The 25,018-nt window shown below is 62.4% G+C and carries 27 protein-coding genes; 11 read left to right on the forward strand and 16 right to left on the reverse strand.

Translation table 11 applies throughout. From position 1 onward, the window contains the following. Positions 1–49: 49 nt before the first annotated feature. Entirely contained in the window at positions 50–1,486 is a 1,437-nt protein-coding gene (gene cysS / locus AC0L26_RS26930) for a cysteine--tRNA ligase (protein ID WP_473635295.1), read from the reverse strand. 397 nt (positions 1,487–1,883) lie between these two features. Between cysS and AC0L26_RS26935 the strand changes: the two genes are divergently transcribed. After that, the gene (locus AC0L26_RS26935) at positions 1,884–2,036 is read left to right on the forward strand and encodes a hypothetical protein (protein WP_352928940.1); all 153 of its coding nucleotides are present in this window, start codon (positions 1,884–1,886) and stop codon (positions 2,034–2,036) included. Positions 2,037–2,111: 75 nt separating this feature from the next. Here AC0L26_RS26935 and AC0L26_RS26940 read toward each other — a convergent pair whose 3' ends face one another. Next, positions 2,112–2,873, reverse strand: a complete 762-nt coding sequence (locus AC0L26_RS26940; RefSeq protein ID WP_473635296.1) for an SOS response-associated peptidase — start codon at positions 2,871–2,873, stop codon at positions 2,112–2,114. 119 nt (positions 2,874–2,992) lie between these two features. Between AC0L26_RS26940 and AC0L26_RS26945 the strand changes: the two genes are divergently transcribed. The 4 genes from AC0L26_RS26945 (at position 2,993) to AC0L26_RS26960 (ending at position 5,312) form a co-directional block, all read left to right on the forward strand. Beyond that, positions 2,993–3,409 carry an NUDIX hydrolase gene (locus tag AC0L26_RS26945; protein WP_473635297.1) on the forward strand — a complete coding sequence of 139 codons (417 nt, stop codon included), beginning with the start codon at positions 2,993–2,995 and terminating at the stop codon, positions 3,407–3,409. Between the two features lie 49 nt (positions 3,410–3,458). Next, positions 3,459–3,830 (forward strand): TIGR02301 family protein, encoded by a 372-nt coding sequence (locus tag AC0L26_RS26950; RefSeq protein ID WP_473635298.1) that lies wholly within the window; start codon positions 3,459–3,461, stop codon positions 3,828–3,830. 318 nt (positions 3,831–4,148) lie between these two features. Continuing rightward, complete coding sequence (locus tag AC0L26_RS26955; RefSeq protein WP_008874920.1) at positions 4,149–4,406, forward strand: hypothetical protein; 258 nt, start codon at positions 4,149–4,151, stop codon at positions 4,404–4,406. 123 nt (positions 4,407–4,529) lie between these two features. Next, positions 4,530–5,312: a hypothetical protein gene (locus tag AC0L26_RS26960; protein WP_473635299.1), complete on the forward strand. Its 783-nt coding sequence runs from the start codon at positions 4,530–4,532 to the stop codon at positions 5,310–5,312. Positions 5,313–5,356: 44 nt separating this feature from the next. On the opposite strand, the gene AC0L26_RS26965 is transcribed toward AC0L26_RS26960, so the two are convergent. The 3 genes from AC0L26_RS26965 to AC0L26_RS26975 all read right to left on the reverse strand — a co-directional run bounded on the left by AC0L26_RS26965 (position 5,357) and on the right by AC0L26_RS26975 (position 7,768). Further along, on the reverse strand, positions 5,357–6,088 hold the full coding sequence (locus AC0L26_RS26965; RefSeq protein ID WP_473635300.1) for a nucleotidyl transferase AbiEii/AbiGii toxin family protein: 732 nt from the start codon (positions 6,086–6,088) through the stop codon (positions 5,357–5,359). A 67-nt stretch (positions 6,089–6,155) separates the two neighbouring features. Continuing rightward, positions 6,156–6,383, reverse strand: coding sequence for a hypothetical protein (locus AC0L26_RS26970; protein ID WP_473635336.1), 228 nt, complete (start codon positions 6,381–6,383; stop codon positions 6,156–6,158). Between the two features lie 53 nt (positions 6,384–6,436). Continuing rightward, positions 6,437–7,768, reverse strand: coding sequence for a dihydroorotase (locus AC0L26_RS26975; RefSeq protein ID WP_473635301.1), 1,332 nt, complete (start codon positions 7,766–7,768; stop codon positions 6,437–6,439). Positions 7,769–7,849: 81 nt separating this feature from the next. On the opposite strand from AC0L26_RS26975, the gene ygfZ reads away from it, so the two are divergent. From ygfZ to AC0L26_RS26990, 3 genes are all read left to right on the forward strand, one after another. Continuing rightward, positions 7,850–8,728: a CAF17-like 4Fe-4S cluster assembly/insertion protein YgfZ gene (gene ygfZ, locus AC0L26_RS26980; RefSeq protein ID WP_473635302.1), complete on the forward strand. Its 879-nt coding sequence runs from the start codon at positions 7,850–7,852 to the stop codon at positions 8,726–8,728. Then, positions 8,728–9,339 (forward strand): HD domain-containing protein, encoded by a 612-nt coding sequence (locus AC0L26_RS26985; protein ID WP_473635303.1) that lies wholly within the window; start codon positions 8,728–8,730, stop codon positions 9,337–9,339. The genes ygfZ and AC0L26_RS26985 overlap by 1 nt, the downstream gene beginning before the upstream one ends. Positions 9,340–9,425: 86 nt before the next feature. Then, positions 9,426–11,588 (forward strand): putative bifunctional diguanylate cyclase/phosphodiesterase, encoded by a 2,163-nt coding sequence (locus AC0L26_RS26990; RefSeq protein ID WP_473635304.1) that lies wholly within the window; start codon positions 9,426–9,428, stop codon positions 11,586–11,588. 47 nt (positions 11,589–11,635) lie between these two features. Here AC0L26_RS26990 and AC0L26_RS26995 read toward each other — a convergent pair whose 3' ends face one another. Then, entirely contained in the window at positions 11,636–12,526 is an 891-nt protein-coding gene (locus AC0L26_RS26995) for a fatty acid desaturase family protein (protein ID WP_473635305.1), read from the reverse strand. Between the two features lie 106 nt (positions 12,527–12,632). Between AC0L26_RS26995 and AC0L26_RS27000 the strand changes: the two genes are divergently transcribed. Next, positions 12,633–13,577, forward strand: a complete 945-nt coding sequence (locus AC0L26_RS27000; RefSeq protein ID WP_473635306.1) for a LysR substrate-binding domain-containing protein — start codon at positions 12,633–12,635, stop codon at positions 13,575–13,577. A gap of 14 nt (positions 13,578–13,591) precedes the next feature. Here AC0L26_RS27000 and AC0L26_RS27005 read toward each other — a convergent pair whose 3' ends face one another. From AC0L26_RS27005 to AC0L26_RS27025, 5 genes are all read right to left on the reverse strand, one after another. Beyond that, positions 13,592–13,864: a DUF3303 domain-containing protein gene (locus tag AC0L26_RS27005; RefSeq protein WP_473635307.1), complete on the reverse strand. Its 273-nt coding sequence runs from the start codon at positions 13,862–13,864 to the stop codon at positions 13,592–13,594. A gap of 21 nt (positions 13,865–13,885) precedes the next feature. Continuing rightward, the gene (locus tag AC0L26_RS27010) at positions 13,886–15,349 is read right to left on the reverse strand and encodes a RimK family protein (protein ID WP_473635308.1); all 1,464 of its coding nucleotides are present in this window, start codon (positions 15,347–15,349) and stop codon (positions 13,886–13,888) included. Then, positions 15,346–16,452, reverse strand: a complete 1,107-nt coding sequence (locus AC0L26_RS27015; RefSeq protein ID WP_473635309.1) for a peptidase C39 family protein — start codon at positions 16,450–16,452, stop codon at positions 15,346–15,348. The genes AC0L26_RS27010 and AC0L26_RS27015 overlap by 4 nt, the downstream gene beginning before the upstream one ends. A 226-nt stretch (positions 16,453–16,678) precedes the next feature. Beyond that, complete coding sequence (locus AC0L26_RS27020; protein WP_473635310.1) at positions 16,679–17,470, reverse strand: anti-sigma factor family protein; 792 nt, start codon at positions 17,468–17,470, stop codon at positions 16,679–16,681. Further along, positions 17,467–17,985: a sigma-70 family RNA polymerase sigma factor gene (locus tag AC0L26_RS27025; protein WP_473635311.1), complete on the reverse strand. Its 519-nt coding sequence runs from the start codon at positions 17,983–17,985 to the stop codon at positions 17,467–17,469. Before AC0L26_RS27025 ends, AC0L26_RS27020 begins: the two co-directional genes overlap by 4 nt. A gap of 279 nt (positions 17,986–18,264) precedes the next feature. Between AC0L26_RS27025 and AC0L26_RS27030 the strand changes: the two genes are divergently transcribed. Beyond that, on the forward strand, positions 18,265–18,519 hold the full coding sequence (locus AC0L26_RS27030) for a type II toxin-antitoxin system VapB family antitoxin (protein ID WP_292216872.1): 255 nt from the start codon (positions 18,265–18,267) through the stop codon (positions 18,517–18,519). Next, a complete protein-coding gene (locus AC0L26_RS27035; protein ID WP_473635312.1) occupies positions 18,509–18,937 on the forward strand; it encodes a type II toxin-antitoxin system VapC family toxin in 429 nt (142 codons plus the stop codon). Before AC0L26_RS27030 ends, AC0L26_RS27035 begins: the two co-directional genes overlap by 11 nt. A 3-nt stretch (positions 18,938–18,940) precedes the next feature. Here the strand turns inward: AC0L26_RS27035 and AC0L26_RS27040 are convergent, their stop codons facing one another. The 5 genes from AC0L26_RS27040 to rnc form a co-directional block, all read right to left on the reverse strand. Continuing rightward, on the reverse strand, positions 18,941–21,691 hold the full coding sequence (locus AC0L26_RS27040; protein WP_473635313.1) for a DUF2339 domain-containing protein: 2,751 nt from the start codon (positions 21,689–21,691) through the stop codon (positions 18,941–18,943). A gap of 63 nt (positions 21,692–21,754) precedes the next feature. Then, a complete protein-coding gene (locus AC0L26_RS27045) occupies positions 21,755–22,273 on the reverse strand; it encodes a PaaI family thioesterase (protein WP_473635314.1) in 519 nt (172 codons plus the stop codon). Continuing rightward, positions 22,270–23,040: a DNA repair protein RecO gene (gene recO, locus AC0L26_RS27050; protein ID WP_473635315.1), complete on the reverse strand. Its 771-nt coding sequence runs from the start codon at positions 23,038–23,040 to the stop codon at positions 22,270–22,272. Before recO ends, AC0L26_RS27045 begins: the two co-directional genes overlap by 4 nt. A 320-nt stretch (positions 23,041–23,360) precedes the next feature. Continuing rightward, positions 23,361–24,293: a GTPase Era gene (era, locus tag AC0L26_RS27055; RefSeq protein WP_473635316.1), complete on the reverse strand. Its 933-nt coding sequence runs from the start codon at positions 24,291–24,293 to the stop codon at positions 23,361–23,363. Further along, entirely contained in the window at positions 24,290–25,015 is a 726-nt protein-coding gene (gene rnc / locus AC0L26_RS27060; protein WP_473635317.1) for a ribonuclease III, read from the reverse strand. Before rnc ends, era begins: the two co-directional genes overlap by 4 nt. Positions 25,016–25,018: the final 3 nt, after the last annotated feature.

A 25,018-nucleotide genomic window follows, 5' to 3' on the forward strand; every position in this document is an offset into this window, starting at 1 on the left:
TTGAGGGGGAGATGCCCGGCAGGGCAGAGGGGGGTGCTTGGCGCCGCCCTCACCGCTTCACCTCCCAAGTCGTCACGCGTTCGCCGGTGACGGGGTCCTTACCGTCCTTCAACTGCACGCCTTGCGCCAGCAACTCGTCGCGGATGCGGTCGGCCTCGGCCCAGTTCTTGGCGGCGATCAATTCCAGACGCCTGGCGATCGCCTTGGCGATCCCGTCTTCATCGACCTTAGCCGCGCCAACATCGAAGCCGAGGAACGATAGCGACGCCTTCAGCGAAGCGGCGGCATCGTTGGCCTCTGCCGCTTCACCAGCAAGCCGGGTCATGACCTGAAACGCGGCATAAGTTGCCAGATCGTCCGACAGAGCATCCACGACTTCCACCGGCAATTGCGTCGCCGCCGCTGGCGCCAGATCCGCCGCCCGTTTCCATTTGCGCAGCGTATTTTCCGCCTCTTCCAGCTTGCGCACGGAAAAGTCGATCGGCTCGCGATAATGCGTCATCAGCATCGCCAGCCTGAGCACCTCCCCCGGCCATTTACGGCCGCCAAAGATCTCCGTCTCCAGCAATTCATTGATCGAGTAGAAATTGCCCAGGCTCTTGGACATCTTCTGTCCCTCGACCTGCAGAAAGCCGTTGTGCATCCATACCTTGGCCATCGTTTCAGTGCCGTGGGCGCAGCGCGACTGGGCGATCTCGTTCTCGTGGTGCGGGAAGATCAGGTCGAGCCCGCCGCCGTGGATGTCGAAGACCTCGCCGAGATAGGCCGCCGACATCGCCGAGCACTCGATGTGCCAGCCCGGCCGACCCCTGCCCCACGGGCTGTCCCAGCCCGGCTCTTCCGGCGAGGACAGCTTCCACAGCACGAAATCCCCAGGGTTCTTCTTGTGCTTATCGACGGCGACGCGGGCACCGGCCTGCTGTTCGTCGAGATTGCGCTTCGACAACTGGCCATAGTCCGGCATCGAGGCGGTGTCGAACAAAACTTCGCCTGCCGCAACATAGGCATGGCCGCGTTCGATCAAGCGTTGAATCAAGGAGATCATGTCGGTCTTGCCGTCTGGCCTAGGCTCGACGAACTCGGTGGCGCGCGGCTCGACCGTCGGCTCCAGGCAGCCGAGCGTCGCCACATCCCTATGGAACTGGTCGGCGGTCTTTTCCGTGACCCGACGGATCGCCTGGTTCAGCGACAGCTTTCCCGAGGCAATCTCGCCGCCGAAATCGCGCAGGGCGCGATCGTTAATCTTGTCATCGACATCCGTGATGTTGCGCACATACGTGACGTGCTTTTCGCCGTAGAGTTGGCGCAACAGACGGAAGAGCACATCGAAGACGATCACCGGCCGCGCATTGCCGATATGGGCAAAGTCGTAGACCGTCGGGCCGCAGACATACATGCGCACATTGCGTGGATCGATCGGAACAAATTCTTCCTTCGTCCGCGTCAGCGTGTTGTAGAGGCGCAAGCCCTTCGATGCGTCAGACATTCGTGCCTTCCCAGTCCGGTACTTTTGTTTGGGCTGGGAATCATTCTCGCGCCGAGACGCCAGTCAGATTCCAGCCTGCTGGCCGGGGCGTTTGTCCACTCTAGAAGGAAGATAGGCGAAAACGTCCAGACCAGCGCGAGGCTAGCCAATAATGCAAATGCCACAAATGGCGAAAGACGTTCTCATGAGCGGCTTTATCGCCTCACCCAGTGTTGCCGTCAAGTCGCAACTTTCGGCAAAAGAGTCGCTGGATCACAGGTAATGACGCAGTGAACCATTTTATTAAACATGTCGGCACAGTCATGAAACATTCGCCGGCTAGATCACCAAATGTCACGATTTGGTCGGATTCGACCAGCAAACCCGGACACGAAGACGTTACCCAGGGAAGAGAAAAATGCCCCGAACCAAGCAGGACTCCAGCGCTAAGCAACCGGCGCTTGCCAGCCAATACCGGGCGATCGGCCCGGCCGCGATCGTCGCCGCACTTCTCCATACCGCGAAGAAGAAAAAGCCTGCGCAAAAGATCACATCGCCGCGCGCTGCCTGATGTGACGTGCCGGCCGCCAGTAAATGGGCGCCGGCAATGAGCGCGTTGAAGCGGCCCAGCAAACAGCCGCTACCGCTAAAACAAAGTCATCTGCCCGTCGTCCGCGCCAGTCTTCTGGCGCCTGGGCTTCTCGGGCTCCGGCCCCACGACGCCCCTTTCCTGAATCTCCGGTCCGGTGTTGGCAACCTTGTTGACTAGGTCGGAAACCGGGACAGCCTCGAAGAAATCGAGCTGTGCCGGTCTGAGCAGGTCGGCCACGTCGCGCGGCTCGAGCGTGCGGCAATCCAGCCAGCGAGCGAAATCCTGCGGGTGGATCACCACCGGCATCCGGTCATGGATGTGTGCGATGTCGGCATTGGCATGGACGGTCAGGATGGCGCCGGTGTCCATTTCCGAGCCGCCCGGCTCGGCATAGGTCTCGATCAGCCCGGCAAAAGCAACCAGCCCGCCATGCCTGGGCCTGATCCAGTAGGGTTGCCCCCTCTTGCCACCGGTTTGCTGCCATTCGTAGAACCCCGAGGCCGGCACCAAAGCGCGGCGATGGCGCATGGCGGTGCGAAACGAGGCCTTTTCCGTCGCTCCTTCCGAACGCGCGTTGAGCAGCAGCGGAAACTCCCTGGTGTCTTTCACCCAAGTGGGGATCAGCCCCCAGCGCACCAGCATCGCCTGTCGGTCAGGCAGGTTCGAGCCCGGCGCAAGTGGTGGACCGGCGAGCGTCATCAGCACCGGCTGCGTCGGCGCGATGTTGTAGCGGGCCGGAAAGTCCTCCAATTCCGTCAGCCCGAGGAAGGTGGCGGTCTGGTCCGGGGTGGCGGTCAGGGCAAAGCGTCCGCACATGAAATCAACTTTCGAACTGATGACATGTGAAAGTGGCGATGGAACATGCCTTTCGCAACCGCTAAAGCTGTTCACCGACGGCCGGTCCACAATGGGCTATGTCTATCAAGCGGGAACTCATGGAAACACGCAGGATCATTCCGGCAGTCTCGGTCGCCGTCGTGCGTGGGAACACTGTGCTGCTGGTCAAGCGGGCAAGGCCGCCCTCGCAAGGCCTCTACGCTTTCCCAGGCGGCAAGGTCGAGGCCGGCGAGACGCTGGAGGAAGCAGCGGCCCGCGAACTGCTGGAGGAAACCGGCCTGCGCGCGGACGGCTATCGGCCGCTGCGCGAAATCCACATCGACGGAAGCAACGAGAACCATCCGGTCGATTACCGGTTGACGGTGTTCGGCGCGACCTATGCCGATGGCGAGGCGCTGGCCAGCGACGACGCCGAGACTGCCGCCTTCTATACGCTTAGCGAAATGACGACGATGCCGCTTGCCGGCTCGGTGTTTGCCGTTGCCGACGAATTGCTCAGGGATGCGAGGGCGTAAACCTTCAAAATCGCCTTGCAGACGGCCAAGTGTTTCGCCACAAAGCCTTATGATCCGTGCCTCGCTGTTCCTTGCCGCATGCCTCGCCGCCAGCACGGCGATGCGGCCGGCGCTGGCAGCCGAAGCCCCGTTCGAGCCGGGGCTGATGCGGCTGGCGGAGGTGCTTGGATCGTTGCATTTCCTGCGTAATCTGTGCGGCGAGAAGGGCGACCAGTGGCGGGTCGAGATGGAGAAGCTGATTGCTTCGGAAAACCCGGACCCGGAGCGGCGCGCCCGCTTCATTGCCAGCTTCAACCGCGGTTATCGCTCCTTCGGCGGCACCTACACGCAATGCACCACCTCGGCGACCGAAGCCATCAGCCGCTACATGAAGGAAGGCGAGACGCTGTCGCGCGACATCGCCTCACGCTACGGCAACTGACCTTGACATCTCCCTGCTTGTGTCCGGCGGCATCTTAGTGCAATCCTTGTGTTGCACTTCTGCAACGGTATTAACGAAACGTTACCGCGTGGATGTGGAATTAACTCAAACTGAAGGTTTTCGTCCCGCTCGCCGGCCTAATCGGCTAAGTTTTGAATCGGATCGAACGCAGGTTTACGAGACGCGACGAGACTTGTCAGAGGCGACCCTAGAAATGTCGTATTTACAAGTACTTACTTGACCTGCATGTAACAAAGGGACAGCCCAAGCCTGATCCGCATCTGTCGGATCGCCGCTTGAAAAGGGTGGACATCGCAAATGGAACATGGCGTCAACGACATCGACGCGCTGGTCAGGGAAGAAAAGCGCCTGACCGCCGTGGAAAGCCACAGCGAGGCCTGGGCGGAAGGGCTTTCGGCCGGAATCGAGCCGGAAATCATCGCGGAGGCCGCCCTTGAAACCGCGTTCGGTGAAATGCTGCGCGCCAATGGCGAGACCTCGGCCCTTGCCCTGCTCGACCGCATGCGTGAAAAGGTGATAGCCGGAGCTTTCGAACCAGAACGTCTGCGGCACTAAACCGGCATCAAGCTCTTTGACGACGACGTGCCGCTTAGGCATCATGCCCAGGGCACCTACGGGGGCTTGGCATCTGTAAAGGCCTGGGCCTGTAAGGTCCAGAAAGTCATGGAGAGGCAGGCGGTGAATTCTTTGATGTCAGGCCAGCCGCGTGGCTTGGTCCTCAGCATCTGGCTCGCCGCTTTTTTCGCCGCGGTTCCGCTGGCGCTCTGCCTCAACCCCGCTTACGCGCTGAGCGAGATCAAGCGCGAGGATCTTCCTTCACCGGTCGCGCCACCCGCCGACGACGAAACTACAGTGCCGATGCCCGATCCGCTCGGCACGACGCCGCCCGCAGCCAGTCAGCCGACGACACCCAATGAGCCGGAACAGGTCGAACCCAAGGGCCCAGCGGATGATGGCGGCCTGGCCAATCCGCATGTCGATCCGGATGAACCCTTGCCCGAAGTCCTCTACGATCTCGGCAAGCTGCCGGAGCCGGTCAGGCGCATGCACAATCTGATGATCGAGGCCTGCAAGAGCGGCGACATCGAAAGGCTCCGGCCGCTGATCGGCAAGGGCGATACGATGACCCAATTGTCGCTGAGCGAGATCGAAGGCGACCCGATCACCTTCCTGAAAGGTCTTTCGGGCGACACGGAAGGCCAGGAGATCCTCGCCATCCTGGAAGAGGTGCTCAGTGCCGGCTATGTCCATGTCGATGTCGGCACGCCGCAGGAGCTCTATGTCTGGCCCTATTTCTTCGCGCTGCCGCTGGACAAGCTCGACGCCAGACAGCGGGTTGAGCTGTTCAAAATCGTCACCGCCGGCGACTATGATAGCATGAAGCAGTTCGGCGCTTACATCTTCTATCGCGTCGGCATCACGCCCGCGGGACAGTGGACTTTCTTCGTCGCCGGGGATTGAGCTGCCGTTGTGGAAAACTCCACGCCCTGCCTCGACTCTGCTATTTATTGGCGTGATCGGTCCTTGCCGATGCCCGCACCTGGCCAGAGGCGAATGCCTTCGTTTCGAAGAGCCGAAATAGCAGTGTCGGCCGCGTTAGCGTCCATTTGCAAGGACTCGGCTGCGTTGCGCAGTTCGTCCCTGCCCTGAAGCTTGTTCACCACCCATGCGACCTTGTGCTGGATGTCCGACCCATAGGCGGTTTGCGCCTTGCCCAGCGCCTCGGCCGGGATTTCTCCATAGGCTTTGACCAACATCCCGAGATCGATAGCGTCGCGATATGCGATGGCGCGGTCCTGACATCGATCGGCATTCGCCAACAGCTTCTCGGCAAACATATCCGCCGCGATCAGGGCAGGTACATTCAAATCGTCGTCAAAATGGCCTTGCAGTTGGATGCGGCCTTCGCGGATGATTTCGAATTTGATCAATTGCCCGTTGAGCCGCATAACCGTTCTCAAACCATACTGGTCGATCTGGAAATCCCGAATGGCCTCAACGGGTTCGGGGAAGAACGCCCCAACGCCCCGTTCGGCCGCACGGGTTCGCAGTTCGCGATAGCCGTCGGCATCGGCACACAGGAAATCCACATCCAGTGACCGTCGATACTCGCCGAGTTTCATGACAATCGCCGTCCCGCCGCCGAACCAGCATTGGTTCACGGCCAGGAATTCGCGATCCATTAGTCCGAGGGCTTCGGCAATGATCCGGTGTTCCGGCCTTTTGAACTCCTTCATGACTTCCGTTCGCTGTGTGTACTGTCTGATAGCTGCGGGAAGAGAGATCAGGGAAGGAGACCGAACTTCAGGCAGTGGTCAAAAGGACGCCATGACCGAATTTGTTGGCCAGATTCCGTATAAGCCGTTTTTCACGCGCCGTAAGACGCTTTTGATCGACAAAACGCCAATTGCGCTCATACAGCGCAAATGCTTCTTCGGCGGGAATCGGACGCGCTACGTCACGGTTCCAGGCGAGAGCCTGGAGTTCCGGAAACTCCGCGGGGACAATCATGGGCGCGATATCTGCGTTCATAACCCCAACAACATAATGCGCAGTGCTTAAAAAATCCAACACCATGGAAACGGCTAGACCGACAGCGCCTCGGAAAATTCCACCGCCCTGCCCTGTCCTGACGTGACGATCTCGCCTTCCCACATCACGCGCCGGCCGCGCACGACGGTGCCGACTGGCCAGCCGGTCACCTTCCTTCCGTCATACGGCGTCCAGCCGGACTTCGAACCTGCCTGCGCGTTGGTGATGGTCTCGCGACGCTTCAGATCGACAATCGTGAAATCGGCGTCGTAGCCAGCGGCGATGCGGCCTTTCCTGGCCATGCCGAAGATGCGCTGCGGGCCGTGACTGGACAGATCGACGAAACGTTGCAACGTCAGCCGCCCGGCATTGACGTGATCCAGCATGATCGGCACCAGCGTCTGCACGCCAGTCATGCCCGACGGCGAGGCCGGATAGGGTTTTGCCTTCTCGGCCAGCGTGTGCGGGGCATGGTCGGAACCCAGCACATCGACGATACCTTGCTGAATGCCGTGCCAGATGCCGTCGCGATGGCGCGATGCGCGCACCGGCGGGTTCATCTGGATCAGCGTGCCAAGCCGCGCGTAATCATCCGCGCTCAGCGTCAGATGATGCGGCGTCGCCTCGCAGGTCGCGACATCCTTATGCTGCTCGAGGAAGGCGATTTCCTCGGCGGTCGAGATGTGCAGGACATGGATGCGCGCGCGGGCCTGTCGCGCGATGCGCACCAGTCGCTCGGTGCAGCGAAGTGCCGCGATCTCGTCGCGCCAGACCGGATGCGAGGACGGGTCGTCCTCGATACGTTCGCCAAGCCGCTCGCGCAGCCGGAATTCGTCCTCGGAATGGAAAGCGGCGCGGCGGCGCGTGTTCCTCAGGATCGAGGCGACGCCCTCATCGTCCTCGACCAAAAGGTCGCCGGTAGACGAGCCCATGAAAACTTTTATCCCAGCCGCTCCCGGCAGCCGTTCGAGGTCGCCAACATCCCTGGCATTTTCGCGGGTGCCGCCGACCCAGAAGGCGAAGTCGCAATGCATGCGGCCGGAAGCGCGCCGCACTTTGTCGGCAAGGGCTGCCTCGCTGGTGGTCAGCGGGTTGGTGTTGGGCATCTCGAAGACTGCGGTGACGCCGCCTAGCACCGCTGCCCGCGAGCCTGTCTCCAAATCTTCCTTGTGCTCCAGCCCCGGCTCGCGGAAATGCACCTGGCTGTCAACGACGCCCGGCAGGACGTGCAGGCCGCGGCAGTCGACCGTCTCGCCGGCGGAAGCCCGGCCGAGATCGCCAATGGCGGCGATGCGCCCGCCGTTGATGCCAATGTCGCGCCGGCCCTCGCCATCGTGGTTCACCACCGTTCCGCCTGTCAGGATGAGGTCGTAGGTCATGGCCATGCTGATCCGGTCTCTTGCGGGGGGAGTGCCAGCGGCTTACGTAATGGCCGACCGTTTTGCAAGATCAGGTTCTTTCCACCCATGCCCTTTGCCCAATTGAAAGACCGCGCACTCGTTTCCGTGTCAGGCCCGGATGCGGAGGGCTTTTTGCAGAACATTCTGACCACCGATCTCGACGCACTGGCTGCCGGCGAAGCAAAGCCCGGCGCCTTGCTGACGCCGCAAGGCAAGATTCTGTTCGACTTCCTGATCTCGCGGGCTGGCGAGAATTCCTTCCGGCTCGAATGCCGAGCCGATATATCAAGCGATTTCATGCGCCGGCTGATGCTCTACAAATTGCGCGCCAAAGTCGAGATTGCCGAGGCCGATCAGGGTCTTGTCACTGTTGCATGGGGAGATGATTCAGCGGCTTCACAATTTGATTCAAACGGGGTTGCCGATGCACGGTTCCTCGACGCAGCCGTCAGCCGCTTTTATGGCGCCACTACCGCGGGCGGCGACCCGGCGGCATGGGAGACCCTGCGCATCGCCCATGGCATTGCCGAAAGTGGCAGCGACTATCAGCTTGGTGAGGCCTTCCCGCATGATGTGCTGCTCGATGAGATTGCCGGCGTTGGCTTCAGGAAGGGCTGCTATGTCGGCCAGGAGGTGGTCTCGCGCATGCAGCATCGCGGTACTGCCAGACGGCGGGTGCTGATCGTTTCGGCCGAACGGCCCCTGCCGGCTCCCGGTACCGAACTGACAGTGGCCGGGCGACCGGTCGGCACGCTTGGCTCCACCGCCGGCGCGACAGGCCTGGCCATAGCCCGTATCGACCGCGTCAAGGCGGCGCTCGACGACGGCCAGCCGATCATGGCGGAAGACGTCACTGTCTCGCTCACCATCCCCGCCTGGGCGAAATTCACTTTTCCGCTGGAAACCGTTGGCCCGCAGGAATCCGTCGGCGCGGAGGAGGCCTAATGGCGGCCGACCGTGCCGGCGCGCCGCCGCGCGCCTGGCAGCGCATGCTGTCGGGCCGGCGGCTCGATCTGCTCGACCCCTCGCCGCTCGACATCGAGATTTCGGACATCGCGCATGGGCTTGCCCGCGTCGCCCGCTGGAACGGCCAGACCAGCGGCGACCACGCCTTTTCCGTCGCCCAGCATTCGCTGCTGGCCGAGGCGCTGTTTTCCGAATTGGTACCGGACGCCCCGGCCGACGCGCGGCTGGCCGCTTTGCTGCACGACGCGCCGGAATATGTGATCGGCGACATGATCTCACCGTTCAAATCGGTGATGGGCGGCAGCTACAAGGAGTGCGAGCTTCGACTCCAGCGTGCCATCCACCAGCGCTTTTCGCTGCCGGTCGAGCTCGGTGCTGGCCTGCGCAAAGAGATCAAGCGCGCCGACCAGATCGCGGCCTATTTCGAGGCGACGCTGCTGGCCGGCTTCTCCACAGCCGAGGCAACCGAGTTCTTCGGCCGGCCGCGCGGCTTCAACGCCGAGCGCTTCGATTTAACGCCGCGTTCGGTGACCTGGGCGCAAAACGCGTTCCTCAAACGCTATGCGGCGATCGAGAAATCGCGGCGCTAAACGGTGCAGCCCGCCGACCGAAAAACGTTAAATTAACCGGAAAGGGCAACAGTGCCGTGTTCGATCACGGTCTGCAGGCACGCCTCATGTCCGTCGCTCATGCCAAGGCTGGTTCGCCCGTCCGCGGACGGAGGGCCGAAGGCGTGGGCCTGCCGCGGATCGAGGACGAGCTGCGCAAACAGAATGATCGTTTCTCGGCCGCCGTCGAGAACATGTCGCATGGCCTGGGCATGTTCGATGCCGACGAGCGCATGATCATATGCAACGGCAATTATATCAGCATCTTCTGCCTCGACGCCGAGATCGTGCAGCCGGGCATCCGGTTTTTCGACATCCTCCAGCACAGCGTCGACATCGGTGTCGCCTCGCACAGCGCCGAAGAACTCTACGCTATCCGCAAGCCCTATATCGACCGGGCGAAACCCTCGACCTACGAGGAAACATTGTCGGATGGCCGCATCATCAACATCTCGCACCGGCCGCTGGCTTCGGGCGGCTGGGTATCGATCTATGAGGACATCACCGAGCAACGGCGTGCCGAGCAGGAGCTGAAGGAGCAGCACCGCCGCTTCGACGCGGCACTGGCCAACATGTCGCAAGGGCTTTTGATGTTCGATGCCGATGGCAGGCTGATCGTGCGCAACGGACGTTTTCTGGAACTATACCGCGTGACGCCGGCCGACTTTCCGCTTGGCATGAGCCACCGCGATCTGCTCGAGCAGCTCGTACGCCTGGCCATCTATACCGGGATCGATATCGACAATGAAATCTCGAACACCGTGGCCAGCCTTCAGGCCGGGGAAATGCGATCGACCGACCGCCATCTTGGCGACGGCAGAACGCTTCTGGTCGTACGGCGGCCGATGAGTGGCGGAGGCTGGGTGGCGACATTCGACGACGTCACCGAACGCAGGCGCGTCGAAGAGCGCATGACCCATCTTGCGCACCACGACACGCTGACCAACCTGCCCAATCGATCGATGTTCCGCGAACGGCTCGACCGGGCCTTGGGCGAGGCCACGGACCTGGCGATATTCTCGCTCGACCTCGACCGCTTCAAGGCCGTCAACGACACTTGGGGGCATCCGGCCGGCGACTGGCTGCTGAAATGCGTGGCCGAACGGCTGCAACGGTGTTTACGCAGCGAAACGGACGTAGTCGCTCGTTTCGGCGGCGACGAGTTCGTCATCATCCAGTTCAATACAAAACGCGCCGGCTCAAAAAGTGCCAGCCCAAAAGCTGCCAACGATGCGGAAAAGCTGGCAAAACGCATTGTCGACACCATAGGAAAACCGTTTCGCGACAAAAGCCGCGATATGCATGTCGGCATCAGCCTCGGCATCGCCCTTTTCCCCGACGACGGCAGGGATGCCGACACGCTGCTGAAAAATGCCGACATGGCCCTCTACAGGGCAAAAAGCGAAGGGCGCAATGTCTATCGCTTCTTCGAGCCGGGCATGGATGCGATGGTGCGGGCGCGCCGCGCACTTGAAACCGATCTGGAGACAGCGCTGCAGCAGCGGGAATTCGAGTTGGATTTTCAACCCATCATGAACATCGCTTCCAGCGAAATCGTCGGCGCCGAAGCCTTGATGCGGTGGCGTTCGCCGGCACGCGGCTTGGTGCCGCCAGACGACTTCATCCCGGTTGCCGAAGAAATCGGGCTGATCGTGCCGCTGGGAGAATGGGCGCTGAGGAAAGCCTGCACGGTTGCAGCGGGCTGGCCGCATGGGCTGCGTATCGCAGTCAACGTCTCGGCAGTGCAGATCAAAAGCGGCACCTTTGCCCGCAGCGTCATCTCGGCGCTGGCATTTTCCGGCGTGCCGGCCGATCGGCTTGAACTGGAAATCACCGAAACAGTGCTGATGGACGAGAGCGAGACAGTGCTCAGAACGCTCAGGCAGTTGCGCGACCTCGGCATCCGTATCGCACTGGACGATTTCGGCATCGGTTATTCGTCGCTCGGCTATCTCCACCGCTTTCCGGTCGACAAGATCAAGATCGACCGCTCCTTTATCCGCGACATCGACAACCGCGACACCGCCGCGATCGTGCGCACGGTCATCGGGCTCGGCGCGCAGCTCGGCATCACCGTCACCGCAGAAGGTGTCGAAACCGAAGCTCAGCTGGAGTTCCTGCGCAAGGAGGGCTGCGTCGAAGCCCAAGGCTATCTGATCGGCGTGCCGTCGAAGGCGGCGGACATCGCTCGCCTGCTGGAGACGCGCGCGGCCATCAGGCAATCAGGCTGAGCGCGCAGGGCCGAGCCAGCCATCGGCTCGGCCTCAGGCACCTGTCATCAGCGCAATGTCTCGATATATTTTTCGTGGAAGCGCACATAGCCGGCTTCGATCTCCTTGAGATGGCGCTCGATCAGTGCGTGAAACGCCGGCAGTTTATGGAACGGCACACCTGGATAGGCATGATGCTCGGCGTGGAAGGGCATGTTCCAGGCGAGCTTGCGGACAAACCAGTTGGTCAGCGTGGTCCGGGTGTTTTCCAGCATGTTGGCGACAAGCGGACAACGGCCGTGCTCGGCCAGCAGATAGAGGCGCAGGAACGGTTGTCCGAGAAGCGCCGGCACGATCCAGACATAGAGCAGCGTGGTTGCCCGGAACCAGACGGCCAGCACCAGCAGGACGGCATAGAAGGCAATCATGGCGCGGGCCTCGGCGCGCACCTTGGGCCGGCCCTTTGGCGGCACGTAACTGTCCCGGCATCGGCCGGTGGCATTGGTGTAGAGCGTCTTGAAGTGACCCCACCACACCGGAATGCCTGAGATGTGGATCAGATACTGACGCCAGGTTTCTGGCTTGGGAAAGGCCAGTTCCGGATCGTTTTCCGGATCCTGGGTGAAGCGGTGATGGGCGAAATGGAAATAGCGGAACCAGTCGGCCGGCAGCGCGATCGCCAGACTGCAGACGCGCGCCACGAGATCGTTCAGCCGCTGTGTTTCGAAAGCCGTGCGATGGACCGTCTCGTGCAGAAGCGTGAACAGGAAAACGATCAGGATGCCTTGCGGCAGCATCAGCAGCGGCCAGTACGGCGCCTTGGCGATGATCAGCGCACCAATGACGGTGATCGCGCCCCAATGACCGGCAAGCTGCAGCAGCCCGAGGCGATCCGACTTGGCGGTCAGCCGATCGCGCTGTTGCTGCGTCAGCGATGCGATCACGTCGCGATGGTCCATTGGTTTGATCCCGCACTGTCGATCAGATGAGCCTAATCGCCAAAACAGCTTTCGCAAAACGAGGATTTCTGCGATTTAGATAAGGTCAACTTATCTATTGGTCGTCATGGTCGCACTTCCATCCTTGCGGGGACTCCAGGCTTTCGAGGCCGCGGCGCGCCGCGGCAGCTTTGCCGCCGCAGCCGAAGAGCTATCGATTTCGGCGGCCGCGGTCAGCCAGTTGATCCGGACGATCGAGGACCAGATGGGCCGCAAGTTGTTTCACCGGGTCAACCGTCGCGCCGTTCTGACCGATGCGGGCCGGGAGATGCTGCCTCGACTAACAACAGCCTTCGAGGAGATCGGCAGCGTGTCGCGCGAGCTCGGCGGCGCGGAGTTTCGATCGCGGCTCGTCGTCTCGGTACCGCCATCCATGGCGATGGGTTGGCTCTCGACGCGACTGAAGAGCTTTGTCGCCAGCCACGGCGCGGTCGACATATCGCTGAGAGGCGAAGACGATCCGGTGTCGTTCGACCGTGACCTGATCGATATACGTCTTTCCTATGGGCGCTCCCACTATCGCGACCAGTCAACGGAAGAGATCGTGAGCGATGCCGTCTATCCCGTTTGCGCACCTGGGATGGCAAGGGGGATCGGCGGCCTTGACGGCGCCGCCCTTGCCAGCCTGCCGTTGATCCACACGGATTGGGGACCGACAGGCGCCTCCTTTCCGTCCTGGCACAACTGGTTCGAGACGGCCGGCATCGAACCCGGCCGCGCCGGCCAGCACGGTCTGTCGGCGAACTCGTCGCGGGCGGCGCTCGATCTGGCCATATCAGGCCTTGGCGTGGCGCTGGCGCAGGGCGTCTTCTGCGCCGGGGCGGTGGAGGATGGCAGGCTGGTCAGGCCCGTCGCACAGGCGCTGGAGCTGCGCCAGCCCTATTGCCTGACGATCCCGCAACGAAGCTTGAGGCGCGACGTGGTGGCGGCGTTCAAGGCGTGGCTGATCGAGGAATGCCTTCACTCGGTGGGTTCGCCGGCGTTGATCGCTCGGCCATCTGAGAGCCGATGACGGCGGTTGTTCGCTCAGAGGTGGCCGCTCAATGCGTCTGCCATGTCCTTGTTAGTCGCCACGGGAACGATCTCGAATTCGACCAGATCCGCCCATTCGACGACCCAGCGCTCCAGGAGCGTGACGTCATCGGCCTCCACCAGCAGGAAACAGCGGCTCATATCCGCTGCGATCCAGCTGTGATGCACGATGAGCGCATCAGGCTTCAGGCGACCCTGGTCGCGGAAGCGACGGTAGATCTCCTTGCGGTCACAGCCGCGAAAATCCTCGGTCACGAAAAACAGCATCTCTGCGCCCTACTCTGATGATTATCGCCCCGGCCGGTCGAGCCGGTCTAGGAACCACTGCGTCAGCCGTACCCAGACCTCGTCCTTTTCGCCGGAATCCTCCCAGCCATGGTCGAGATTGGGATTGTCGTTGACCTCGATGACGAAGACGCCATCCTTGGTCTCCTTGAGATCGACGCCGTAAAGGCCGTCGCCAATGCAGCGCGCTGCCCTCACCGCCGTCTCGACGACATGGGCCGGCGCCTCCTTCAGGGTGAAGGTCTTGATGCCGCCCTGGTCGGGCTTGCCGTTCGCCTTGTGGTTGACGATCTGCCAGTGCTTCTTGGCCATCAGATAGTGCACGGCAAACAGAGGCTGGCCGCCGAGCACGCCGACACGCCAGTCATATTCGGTCGGAATGAATTTCTGCGCGATCAGAAGGTCGGAATCCTCAAGCCATTCGGTGGCAAGCGTCTTCAGCTCCTCGAAGGTGCCGCATTTCTTGACGCCGCGCGAAAACGACGAGTCCGGGATCTTCAGCACCAGCGGAAAACCCAGCGTCTGCGCCGCCACTTCAAGGTCCGAGATGCCGGCGATCATCACCGTCGGCGGCACCGGCACCTTGTTGTAGGTCATCAGCTCGTTGAGATAGACCTTGTTGGTGCAGCGGATCATCGACAGCGGGTCGTCGATGACCGGCATGCCTTCCTGCTGGGCGCGGCGGGCGAAACGGTAAGTATGGTTGGAGATCGAGGTGGTCTCGCGGATGAACAATGCGTCGTAATTGGCGAGCTTGGCCAAATCCTTTTTGGTGATCGGCTCGATTTCGACGCCCATCTTTTCGGCGATCTTGGCCCAGTAGCGCAGCGACGAGATCTCCGACGGCGGCAGTTCCTCATGCGGATCGACCAGCGTGGCGAAGGTGTAGCGTGACGGCGTGCGGCCCTTGGTGTCGCGCCATTCGCGGTTGGTGTAGGTCTCGAGGCACTGAAGGAAGCGCTTTTCTTCCTCCTCGGTCATCCTGGCCAGCGGATGGAAGCCGATCTTGCGGATCGACGCCCATTCGGCGCTGTCCGTAATGTGGACTTCCAGCGCCGGCGCTCGGAACCAGTCGAACAAAAGCTTGGCGAAGCGATCCCATATCTTCGACGGGCCGATGCCAAAGAAGATGCAGACTTTTTGCGGAAAGGCGCCGCCCAGATCCTTGCGGCATTTGTTCAGCGCCAACTCCAGCTCCGGCAGCGCATGCTCGTAAAGTTTGCGCTCGGACAGGTCGATCATCGTCTCGACCGTCGGGATGACCTTGTGGCCGCGCGAGCCGGCGAGCAGCGAAGCATAGTAGCCGCGGCTCTGGTAGCCATAATTGTTCGACAGGTTGATGACCTTCGGCCGCTGACCGCGAAACAGCGCCGGATGCGCAAGATAGTCGCGATTGGTGATGATCTTGTGCGGAGTCGCCACCTGATCGAGGTCGTTCTGCCTGCCGGTAAGGATGACCCAAGTCATTGGCTGTCGCGCTTTCCGAGGGTGATGGCGGCACGCAATCCGTCGCGGCCGAACTGCGCCATATTCATGAAGATGCCGTAAGGCACCGGAATGTTGGCGGCATCAAGGATGGTTTCCTGTCTCTCGTCTTCGACCCAGGGATCGTGGATCAGGATATGATCGCCATCGTCGCCGATGGCCAGCACCCAGTGCGGAACCTTCTTGCCGAACATCAGGAAGCCGCTGATCAGGACCAACACAAGTTTTCCTTCTGCGATCGCCGTGCGGATGTCGTCAATGGCGAATGGACGGTAATTCACCGGGATGCCGTAACGTTCCGCGCGCCGGCGAAAGTCGACCTGCGCCAGCTCCATCACCCGGCGCTTGTCATGGCTGCGCACCGACTGCAGGAACAGCGCGCCATGGAAGGATACATAGATCTCGGCAGAGAGCCCGCTTTCGTGGCCCGCAACGGCAAGACCAAACGGCTCGCAGCCCCCCGGCCCCGACATCATGAAAACGGTGGTCGCCTCGCGCCACAAGCGGATTTCCATGACCGGGTCGGGCACGAAGCCGCGATCGAAATTGGCCATTGCCATCATCAGGCAGCACGGGCCGCAGGTGAATTCGCAGGTCTGCTGGTAGAACGGCACCCTGGTGGCGACAGGAATATCGCCGCGCAAGGTCTTCTCGTAGCGCAGCGCCGTGGCGCCGTCCTCGTAATAGCCGGTTTCGCGGCCGATCTTGCGGTAGCCGCTCTGCTCATAGATGCGGATGGCCCTGCCGTTGTCCTCGCGCACCTCGAGACGCAGCATCATGCGGTTGTGCTCGAAGGCGACCTCCTCGGCTCGCCCCAGCAGCATGCGGCCAATGCCGAGCCCGCCGAAAGATGGATCGATGGCGATGGAATAGAGCCGCGCAACGCCGCTGCCCTTGCGAAACAGCACGACCGCATAGCCGGCGATGCGGCCCTCGCTTTCGGCGACCAGCATCTCGGCGGTCTCGCGTTCGATCAATTGGCGAAAGGAACGGCGAGAAATGCGGTCGCTTGAGAAAACAGCCTTCTCGATGGCCGCGAGGTCATCGACGTCGGACGCGCGGGCCGTGCGAATCTCGGCAGGCATGCGGGCTCAGAAAACCTCGATTGGGTGTGGAGAAGGCCCTGGTCTAAACGTCGATAACACCAGCCGAAGCGCCAGCATCCGTCAAGCGCTATCGCACCTCGATTCGGGCCGAATTGTGACAGTTTCGGCCCGTAGCATAAGGGTACGTGGCACTGCGGATCAGTGCAAGGACTTGAACAGGATCGCTGTTTCGCCCGTGGCGCCAGCTTCGCAAAACAGCCGCGGTTCAGCCGGCCAGTCCGGCCAGAAGCTGGCTGTAGGCGCTCTTCGCCACCGCAGTCAGCTGCGCGCGCGGCAGCGAGCCGACGACGGCGCAGCCATAGCCCTTGTCCAGCCAGTAGATCGCCTCCGGGCCGTTCTCTTCCGATCCATAGGTGCCCTTGGTCTTCTCTGCCGATTCAGCCGTGACGAACAGCGAGATGCGCTCGCCCTTGTCGTCTTCATAAAGCAGCATCGCGGCCTTGCTCTCACCCGCCGGCAGCAGCCGGCCGCCGACGAGATGGAACCCTTCCGCCGCAAGATCCGGTGCGACTAATTTCAGGCCGACCCGATTGGACAGCCAGGTCTGCAGATGATCCTTGTCGCTGGCGGGCACTTCCACCGCATGCCGCTGCTCGGCGGCATAGATGACATGGGCTGCGATCGCCTGCTCGGCGAGTTGGTCCTCGGCCGGTTCTTTCAGACCAAAATGGTCGAGGCCGGCGACATAACCGCCAACACCGCCGATGGCAAGCACGGCCGCTGCCGCAGCCGCCAGCCACCAGCGCGAGCGTGATGCCGCCGCCTTGACCGGCGCCTCGCCGAACACGATCTTCTGCAACCGCGCCGGCACCGGCTCATCGAGCACGCCAGCGAAGGCGGCACGAAGTGCTGCGCGGTCGGCGACATAACGAGCGCTCCTCGCCTTCATTTCAGGATTAGCATCGAGCCAAGCGTCATAAGCCACGCGCTCGTCGCGCGGCAACTCGTCATCGAGCTCCATGTGGATGTCACGTTCGGAAAAATCGCGCCGGGTCATTTCTCGACGATCCTTATCGCCCGGCGGCGCGCGGCGTCGTCCAGCAGCCCGCGCAACTCCTCACGCCCGCGGGCGATGCGCGACATCAGCGTGCCGGCCGGCACGCCCAGGATGCTCGCGGCCTCGGCATAGGAAAAGCCTTCGATGGCGACCATGACGAGTGCCGCGCGCCGGTCGGGGCTGATCGCCTGCAATGCGTCGATAATCTCGCGCGAGGCGATGCTCTCCACCTGCTCGGCGGGCGTTGCCTGCGCTTCGCTCGCTTCCAGCGGCAGCAGGGCTGCGTCGCCGCGCCGGTTCACCTTGCGCATCTGGTCGATGAACAAATGATGCATAATCGTAAACAGCCACCTCCTGGGGCTTTCTCCAGTCTGCCAATTGTCGAGCCGCACTAGCGCCCGTTCGAGACAATCCTGAACGAGGTCGTCGGCGGAATCGCGGTCGCGCAGCAGCGAGCGCGCATAACGGCGCAGGCGCGGTATTTCGCCAAGGATTGCTGCCTTCTTTTCTTCCATGACCGCTGGTTCTGAGGTCGCCTCTGTTCACCGATTGAACGCGCCTTCACGGCGCGGCGCAAGCGGCCAGCGCGAAGCGGTCCGCCGCCCCGGTCACCCAAGCAATGAAATAACGCGGCCGGCGGGCGATTTATTCCCGACCAGGACTGGACGGTACCTGTCAAGGCTCCGCGCGCCATGAATGAGAAGCCTGAGGTTGAAAACGCACCCTAAAGGATGTATATTCAAAGATATATATCTGGTATATTCTACTTGGAATATACGCCCGGGGAAATCGATATGTCTCTGTACATCCGCGATAACGAGGTCGACGCCCTGGCTCGTCAGTTACAGTCCGCAATTAAAGCCCCCACGAAGACTGAAGCCGTGCGGATCGCTCTCAAGCGCGAGCTTGAACGAGCGAACTCTGTCCTTCCGCTAAGCGAGCGTATCAAAAAATATCAGGATGCCGCGAGCGCACTTGGTCCCGATGACCCCACCTTCGATATGAAGAAATTCATGGACGAGGCCTGGGGGGAGCCCGATGTTTCTTGATGCTTCCGCTATTATTGCGGTGATTTTGAGAGAGGCAGATGCGGATCGTCTGCTGAGAAGAATTGAAACTGCCGAGACGCTCTATTTCTCGCCGAGTTCCGCTTTTGAAGCGATCCTGGGAATAGCCCGCAGGAAATCTGTAGCTGAAAGCGGCGATCAAGCTCCGACACCGCCTGCCCTGATAGATCAATGCCAAACGATTGTTATCGGCTTCTTGGCCGAACTCAAGGCCGTGGAAGTTCCGCTGGATGCCGCCATTCGCGAACTCGCAGTCAAGGCTGCGCGCGACTACGGTCGATACGTCGGCCATCCCGCCAAGCTGAATTTCGGCGACTGTTTCAGTTATGCATGTGCCAAGGCCTACCGGGTACCCCTGCTCTACAAGGGCAATGATTTCTTGCAGACCGATCTGGCCTGAATACTATTCGGGCTCGGATTTGGCCGCCCTTGTCAGCAGCCGCTGGTAGAACAGGCCGATGCCGATCAGCACCGCGCCGAGGCCGATGAAGGACAGCGCCCTCAGAACGCCTTCCAGTTCCGACATGTCGAAGAGGAAGACCTTCAGCACGGCGACCGAGATCAGCGTGGCCGACGCGATGCGCAGCACCTGTGACTTCAGCCAGACACCGGCGGTGAGCAGCGCCACGCCGATGATCAGCCACAGGGCTGAATAGGTGTAGGTCTCAAGCTGGCCGAGGCCGCTCCACAGGCCGATGAACTCGCCCTTGAACAGCCGCCGCACCGACAGCGTCGCATAGACGAAGGCAAGCAGTGCCGCCACCAGCGCCAGCATCGCGGCGTACCATTTCGGCCGCTTGTCTCTACTATAGAGCGCGAGCCCCCCGGCGGCGGCGGCCGGCAAGAGATAGGCAAGGAACAGCAGGTTGAACACCGGGATCCGGCCAGTCGATTCGTCCGTGAACATCGGGTTCAGTGCCAGGAAATGCTGGATGAGGATGAAGGCGACCGAGACCACGCCCGCGGCAAGCGAACCATAGCGCAACACCGAGCTTGGCGAGCGCATGTCGATGGCGACCAGGATGGCGCCGGCGCCGAGGGCGATCAGCGTGTAGATCGCCTGTTCGGCGAGCGTCGCAGCACCCGTGTCGATGACGCCGTCATGCATGGCGTGGCGCACCAATATGGCAATGGTGAGCAGCGCAAACAGCGCAGCGCCCGCCTCCATGGCGAGGCGCGGGCGGCCATTTGTGGTGCGGGCGAGTTGCCACGCTGCAAAGCCAAAGGCGAGCGCCGGCACGCCGTATCCCGGCAGCAGCCAGTTGAACACAGGCGTCCTCGACAGAAACTCGGCGCCGACGATTGTCGGATCGAAGGCAACACGGCCGAGCACCGCGACGACCGCGCCGACCGAAATCCAGCCGAGCACCGGATAGGAGCGCCAGCGGGTGGCCAGCGCCGGAACGATGGCCGCGGCACCCAAAAGGACGGTCGTCCAGCCGGATCCGAAGGTCATGTAGAGCATCAGCAAGGCGGCTACTGCTGCCCCGCCGAGCGCGAACGAGACGGCCGCCCCGCCCTGCAGCGGCGGCTCTTCACCGCGCGCGATCCACTCGCCGCCGGCGGTGAAGACCACGACCAGAAGGGCTGCCACCGCCGCGTAGACAAGATCGCGGTCGAGATTGCCGAAGGTGAACCAGAGCGTCAACAGAATGACCAGCGGCGCGACGACGCCCCACGCCGCCCATGAGGCGGCGCGGATTTGTGCCGATGCGGCAAATCTGCGCGCTGTCCAGAAGCCGGTGCCGATGAAGACAAGCCCGAGTGCGATGCCGGTCCTGAGCATCCGGGCATCGGATGCCACGGCGGGCAGTCCATCGACACTCAGGCCGCCACTGGCAAGGTCGGAAGCAATCGAGGTTGGCGGAATGATGCCGAGATAGACCAGCACCGTCGCCAGCCCTGCGGCGTGCAGAAGCGCCAGAGCCAGCGGCCGGTAGAGCGCTACCGCGACCAGGGCTGCGATAAGGGCTGCTCCCGACAGAGCATCGCTGGTGGCAGCGTATGCGGGGTCGACGAACAGCGCCATGACAGAAAGACCGACGAAAAAGCCAGGTGCGATCGACGGCCAGTCGAAGCCCTTGGCGGGTTCTGCTTCGCCACCGCGACGGCCGAGCCAGACGAAGGCAAGCACGGCCAGGGTCACCGCATTGATAAAGAGGATGACGGGCAGGTTGGCGCCTGGCGCATCGGTCATGTAAAGAACGGTCCAGAGACCGGTGCCGACGAATGCCGCCGCCATCAGCAATTTCCAGTCGCGCAGGCGGGCGATGACGGTAGTGGCGGCAAGCACGATCGCGAGATAGCCGAACAGCGCCCAAGGATTGGGCGCCTGCGCGGCGACCAGCATCGGCGTCACCACCGCGCCGAGCAGGCCGATGCCGGCCAGCGCCTGGCCGTGGACGAGCGCGGCCACGATCGTCGCCACACCGATGGCCCCTAGGAGCGTGAAGGCGAGCGCCGGCCCGATGAAGCCGTAAACGCCATGCGCAGCATAAACCGTGCCGAACAGGATGAAAGCACCGGCCGCCGTCAGGATCGCCGGAATATAGGCGCCCGCGACGCCCTGCACCGGCACCCTGAAGCCGGTACGGCGGATGAACTCGCCTACAGCGACCAGCACCAGCCCGAGCATTGCTGCCATGCTCAGCCGCACGCCGGGACCGAAAATGCCAGCCTCGATGGTGTAGCGGATCAAGAATAAGCCACCCAGCGCCAGCGCGATACCGCCGACCCAGACTGCCCAGCGGGTGCCGAGCGCCGTTTCAATATCGGGTTTTTGATCGGATTTTTGGGCCGCTTTCGCCGTCGCTGCGGCTGGTTGCGCAGGTGCAGATGCAGCCGGCGCTGCTTCGCCCGCAGCCCACGGTCCGGGCGCAACCTCCCCGGCTTCAGTCTCCGTGAGCAGTTCTTCCGCAGCCTCACCCGCCGATGACGGCGCAATGTCAGTCGCTGGCGCCGCATCGGCTGGCTTGCTGTCGTTTGCGGCCGGTTCTACCGGCTTGGCCTGCGGCGGCGCCACATCCACGCCTGAAAGCACGAGGCTGCGCAGTGCGCCAAGCTCGCGCTCGATCAAGCCGATGCGGCTCTGCTGACGTGAGATAATGACGAACAGCGCGATGATCGCGACCAGGCCGATCAGGCTTTCGAACATGGCGGTTCCCCCAAACCCGGCCAGCAGTTACCGACAAACACGGCGGCTAGACGGCCAGCCGAGTCAGCGCGCCGCCAGATTGGCGGCCGGAAAGATCGAGCATGTTTCGGTGCCGAACGCCAGCAGCTTGCCGTTGGCATCCTTCAGCGTTGCCTCCGAAACCGCCAATGTGCGGCCCTTGTGCACCACCCTGCCCTCGCACACCACCTCGCCGGTCTTCGGCGTGATCGGCCGCGTCAGGTTCACCTTGAACTCCGCCGTCGTATAGGCCTCGCCCTTGTCGAGCAGCGTCTGCACCGCGCAGGCAAGGGCCGAATCCAACAGCGTCGCGGCCCAGCCGCCATGCACACCGCCCAGCGGATTGAGATAACGCTCGTTCGGCATGCCGCGGAACACCGCGCGCCCTTCCGACACTTCGGTCAGGTCGAAACTGAGCTGGAACGAAATCGGCGGCGCCGGGTATTTGTTGTCGATGATGCGCTGGAGCAATTCCAGGCCGGTATATCTAAGGATGTCGCCATGCGGAATGGTGCCGAGGCCGAGCGGCGAGACCCGGCCGGGATAGAGCTCCACTTCGCTCATCTGGTGATTTCTCCGGCGGGTTCTTCGATCAGGGTCTTGCCGGGCGCGTGGTGCTTGCGCAAGGCGGCGAGGAAGCCGGCGCGGGCACCGGGCGCCTCGATGCCGCGCGGCTCGTAGACATGGCGGGTAAAAAAGAAGCCGGTCAGCCGGAACGCGTCCTCGATCGCCGGCGGATCGGCACGCAGGCCAGACCGCTGCAGGAAGGCTGGCAGCGGCAGCATCTTGTCGCGCCACGGTTCGCCAGCGGCGCGCGATACGGAGCGACCGGATTTCGGCGAGACATAGGCAAGGTCCTGCCTGGCGCCGGTCGCAGCACATTGGCTGAGATCGAGGCCGAAGCCGAGTTCGTCGAGAATCAGCAGCTCGAAGCGCGCCACCAGCTCGCCGGCAGCGTCCACATCGTCCAGGTGAGCGATCATTACGGCCAACGTCTCGTAGAGGCCGCCATGGGCGTCGCGCTCCGGCAGCAGGCGCAGATGTGCGGCCATGGTCTGCAGCCCATAGATGGCGACGGCGCTGTCCATTAGCCGCGCGGCGTTCATCTCGATCGCCTCGGCCTGGAAGGTGCCAAGATGTTCATCGAGCCGCGCCCGCCACAACAGGTCGACGCGATTGCCGGGCTGCAGAACCGGCTGCTGCTTGCGCGAACGGCCGCCGCGCACAAGACCGAGGTGGCGGCCATGCGCACGGGTCATGACCTCAAGAATGGCACTGGTTTCGCCATGCTTGCGGGTGCCGAGAATGATTCCCTCGTCGCGCCATTCCATGAATGGAACTTGTCACCGCTTCGGTGGCGAAATCAAGGTTGGGTAATCGGATGCCAAGGCTCCGACCTCGGGTCAGGAGAAGGCCCGTGGACAGCCACGCCGACGAATGGCGAAACCTGAAACAAAAAAACCACCTCGACGGCGGTCGCTGGCGCAAATCAGCACCATGCCCGAATTGATAGCATAACTGGGTGCACAAAGCAAGAACAAACTTGCCCGCCTTCCGCTTTGGCTCGTTCGAAGTCCGTCCAACGCCGGAACCAATATTCGGCGTCATCATGCCATGCGCTGAACCGGTTCTCACTTTTCGGGAACATGCTCTAATGCGGAAACTCCAGCCCCATCTCGCGGTAGCGCTCGGGGTCGTCGCCCCAGTTCTCGCGCACTTTGACGAACAGGAAAAGGTGCACCTTCTGTTCGAGAATACCTGATATCTCCATGCGTGCCGCCTGGCCGATGGCACGGATCGTCTCGCCCTTGTGGCCGAGCACGATCTTCTTCTGGCTGTCACGCTCGACATAGATGGTCTGGTCGATGCGCACCGAACCGTCCTTCTTCTCTTCCCATTTCTCGGTCTCGATGTGGGAGGAATAGGGCAGTTCCTGATGCAGCCTGAGATACAGCTTTTCGCGAGTGATCTCGGCCGCCAGCTGACGCATCGGCAGATCGGAAATCTGGTCTTCCGGGTAATACCAGGGGCCGGCAGGGAGGGTTTCCGAGAGATAGTCGAGCAGGTCCTTGCAGCCCGAGCCGGTTAGCGCCGAGACCATGAAGGTGCGCTTGAACGGCACTTTTTCGTTGGCTGCCGCGGACAGGGCCAGAAGCGCCTCGGGCTTGACCCGGTCGACCTTGTTGAGGATCAGCACCATCGGCTGCCGGACATCCTTCAGCCGTTCCAGGATGGCGTCGGCGTCGCCCCTGATGCCGCGCTCGGCGTCGATCAGCAACATCACGATATCGGCGTCCTTGGCGCCGCCCCAGGCGGTCGTCACCATCGCCGTGTCCAGCCGCCGCTTCGGCTTGAAAATACCCGGCGTGTCGACGAAGACGATCTGTGCATTGTTGTGGATGGCGATGCCGCGCACGATGGCGCGCGTCGTCTGCACCTTGTGGGTGACGATCGACACTTTGGCGCCGACCAGCTGGTTGACCAGTGTCGATTTCCCGGCATTGGGCGCGCCAATCAGCGCGACGAAGCCGGAGTGCGTGGCGGCAGCTTCGGTTGCCGGCGTGACGTCTTCGGTGGCGGTCATGCCGCGCTCCCCTTATTTAGCCAGATGCCTTCGCGCAGCAGCAGTGCAGTAGCGGCAGCTTGTTCGGCCTCGCGCTTGGAGCGCCCGCTGCCGGTCGCCGGCGAATAGGCGCCAACCCTGACGCTGACGGTGAACAGCGGATCGTGGTCCGGTCCTTCGCGGCTGTCGATCATGTAGACCGGCACGGCGGCTGCCGCCTGATGCGCCCATTCCTGCAGTTCGGTCTTGGCATCGCGGCGGGCCGCACCGATGGCCTGTGAGCGCGGCCGCCAGTATTTGTGGATAAAGGCGCGGGCCGCCTCCAGCCCGCCGTCGAGATAGAGCACGGCGATCAGCGATTCCAGCGCGTCGGCGCGCAGATTGACGCGCTTGCGCCCATCGAGGCCGCGTACGTCCGAGCCGGCGCGGATCAGCTCCGGCAGGCCGATTTCCTCGGCGATTTGCGACAGCGCCTCGGCATTGACCAGCGCGTTGAGCCTGAGCGAAAGCTCACCTTCGGCAGCATCCGGAAATGCCGCCAGCAGCATGTCGGCGACGACTAGGCCGAGGACGCGATCGCCCAGGAATTCGAAACGCTCATAGTCGATGCCAGCATGGCTGCTGCGGGCGCTGGCATGGGTCAGCGCGCGCTGCAGGCGCTGGCGGTCGGCAAAGGCGTGGCCCGTGCGCTCCATGAGCGCTTCCGCGAGCGCGTCGACGGTCAGCCGTTTTGTCGCCGCCATGAC

The organism is Mesorhizobium sp. WSM4823 (genome assembly GCF_055811195.1).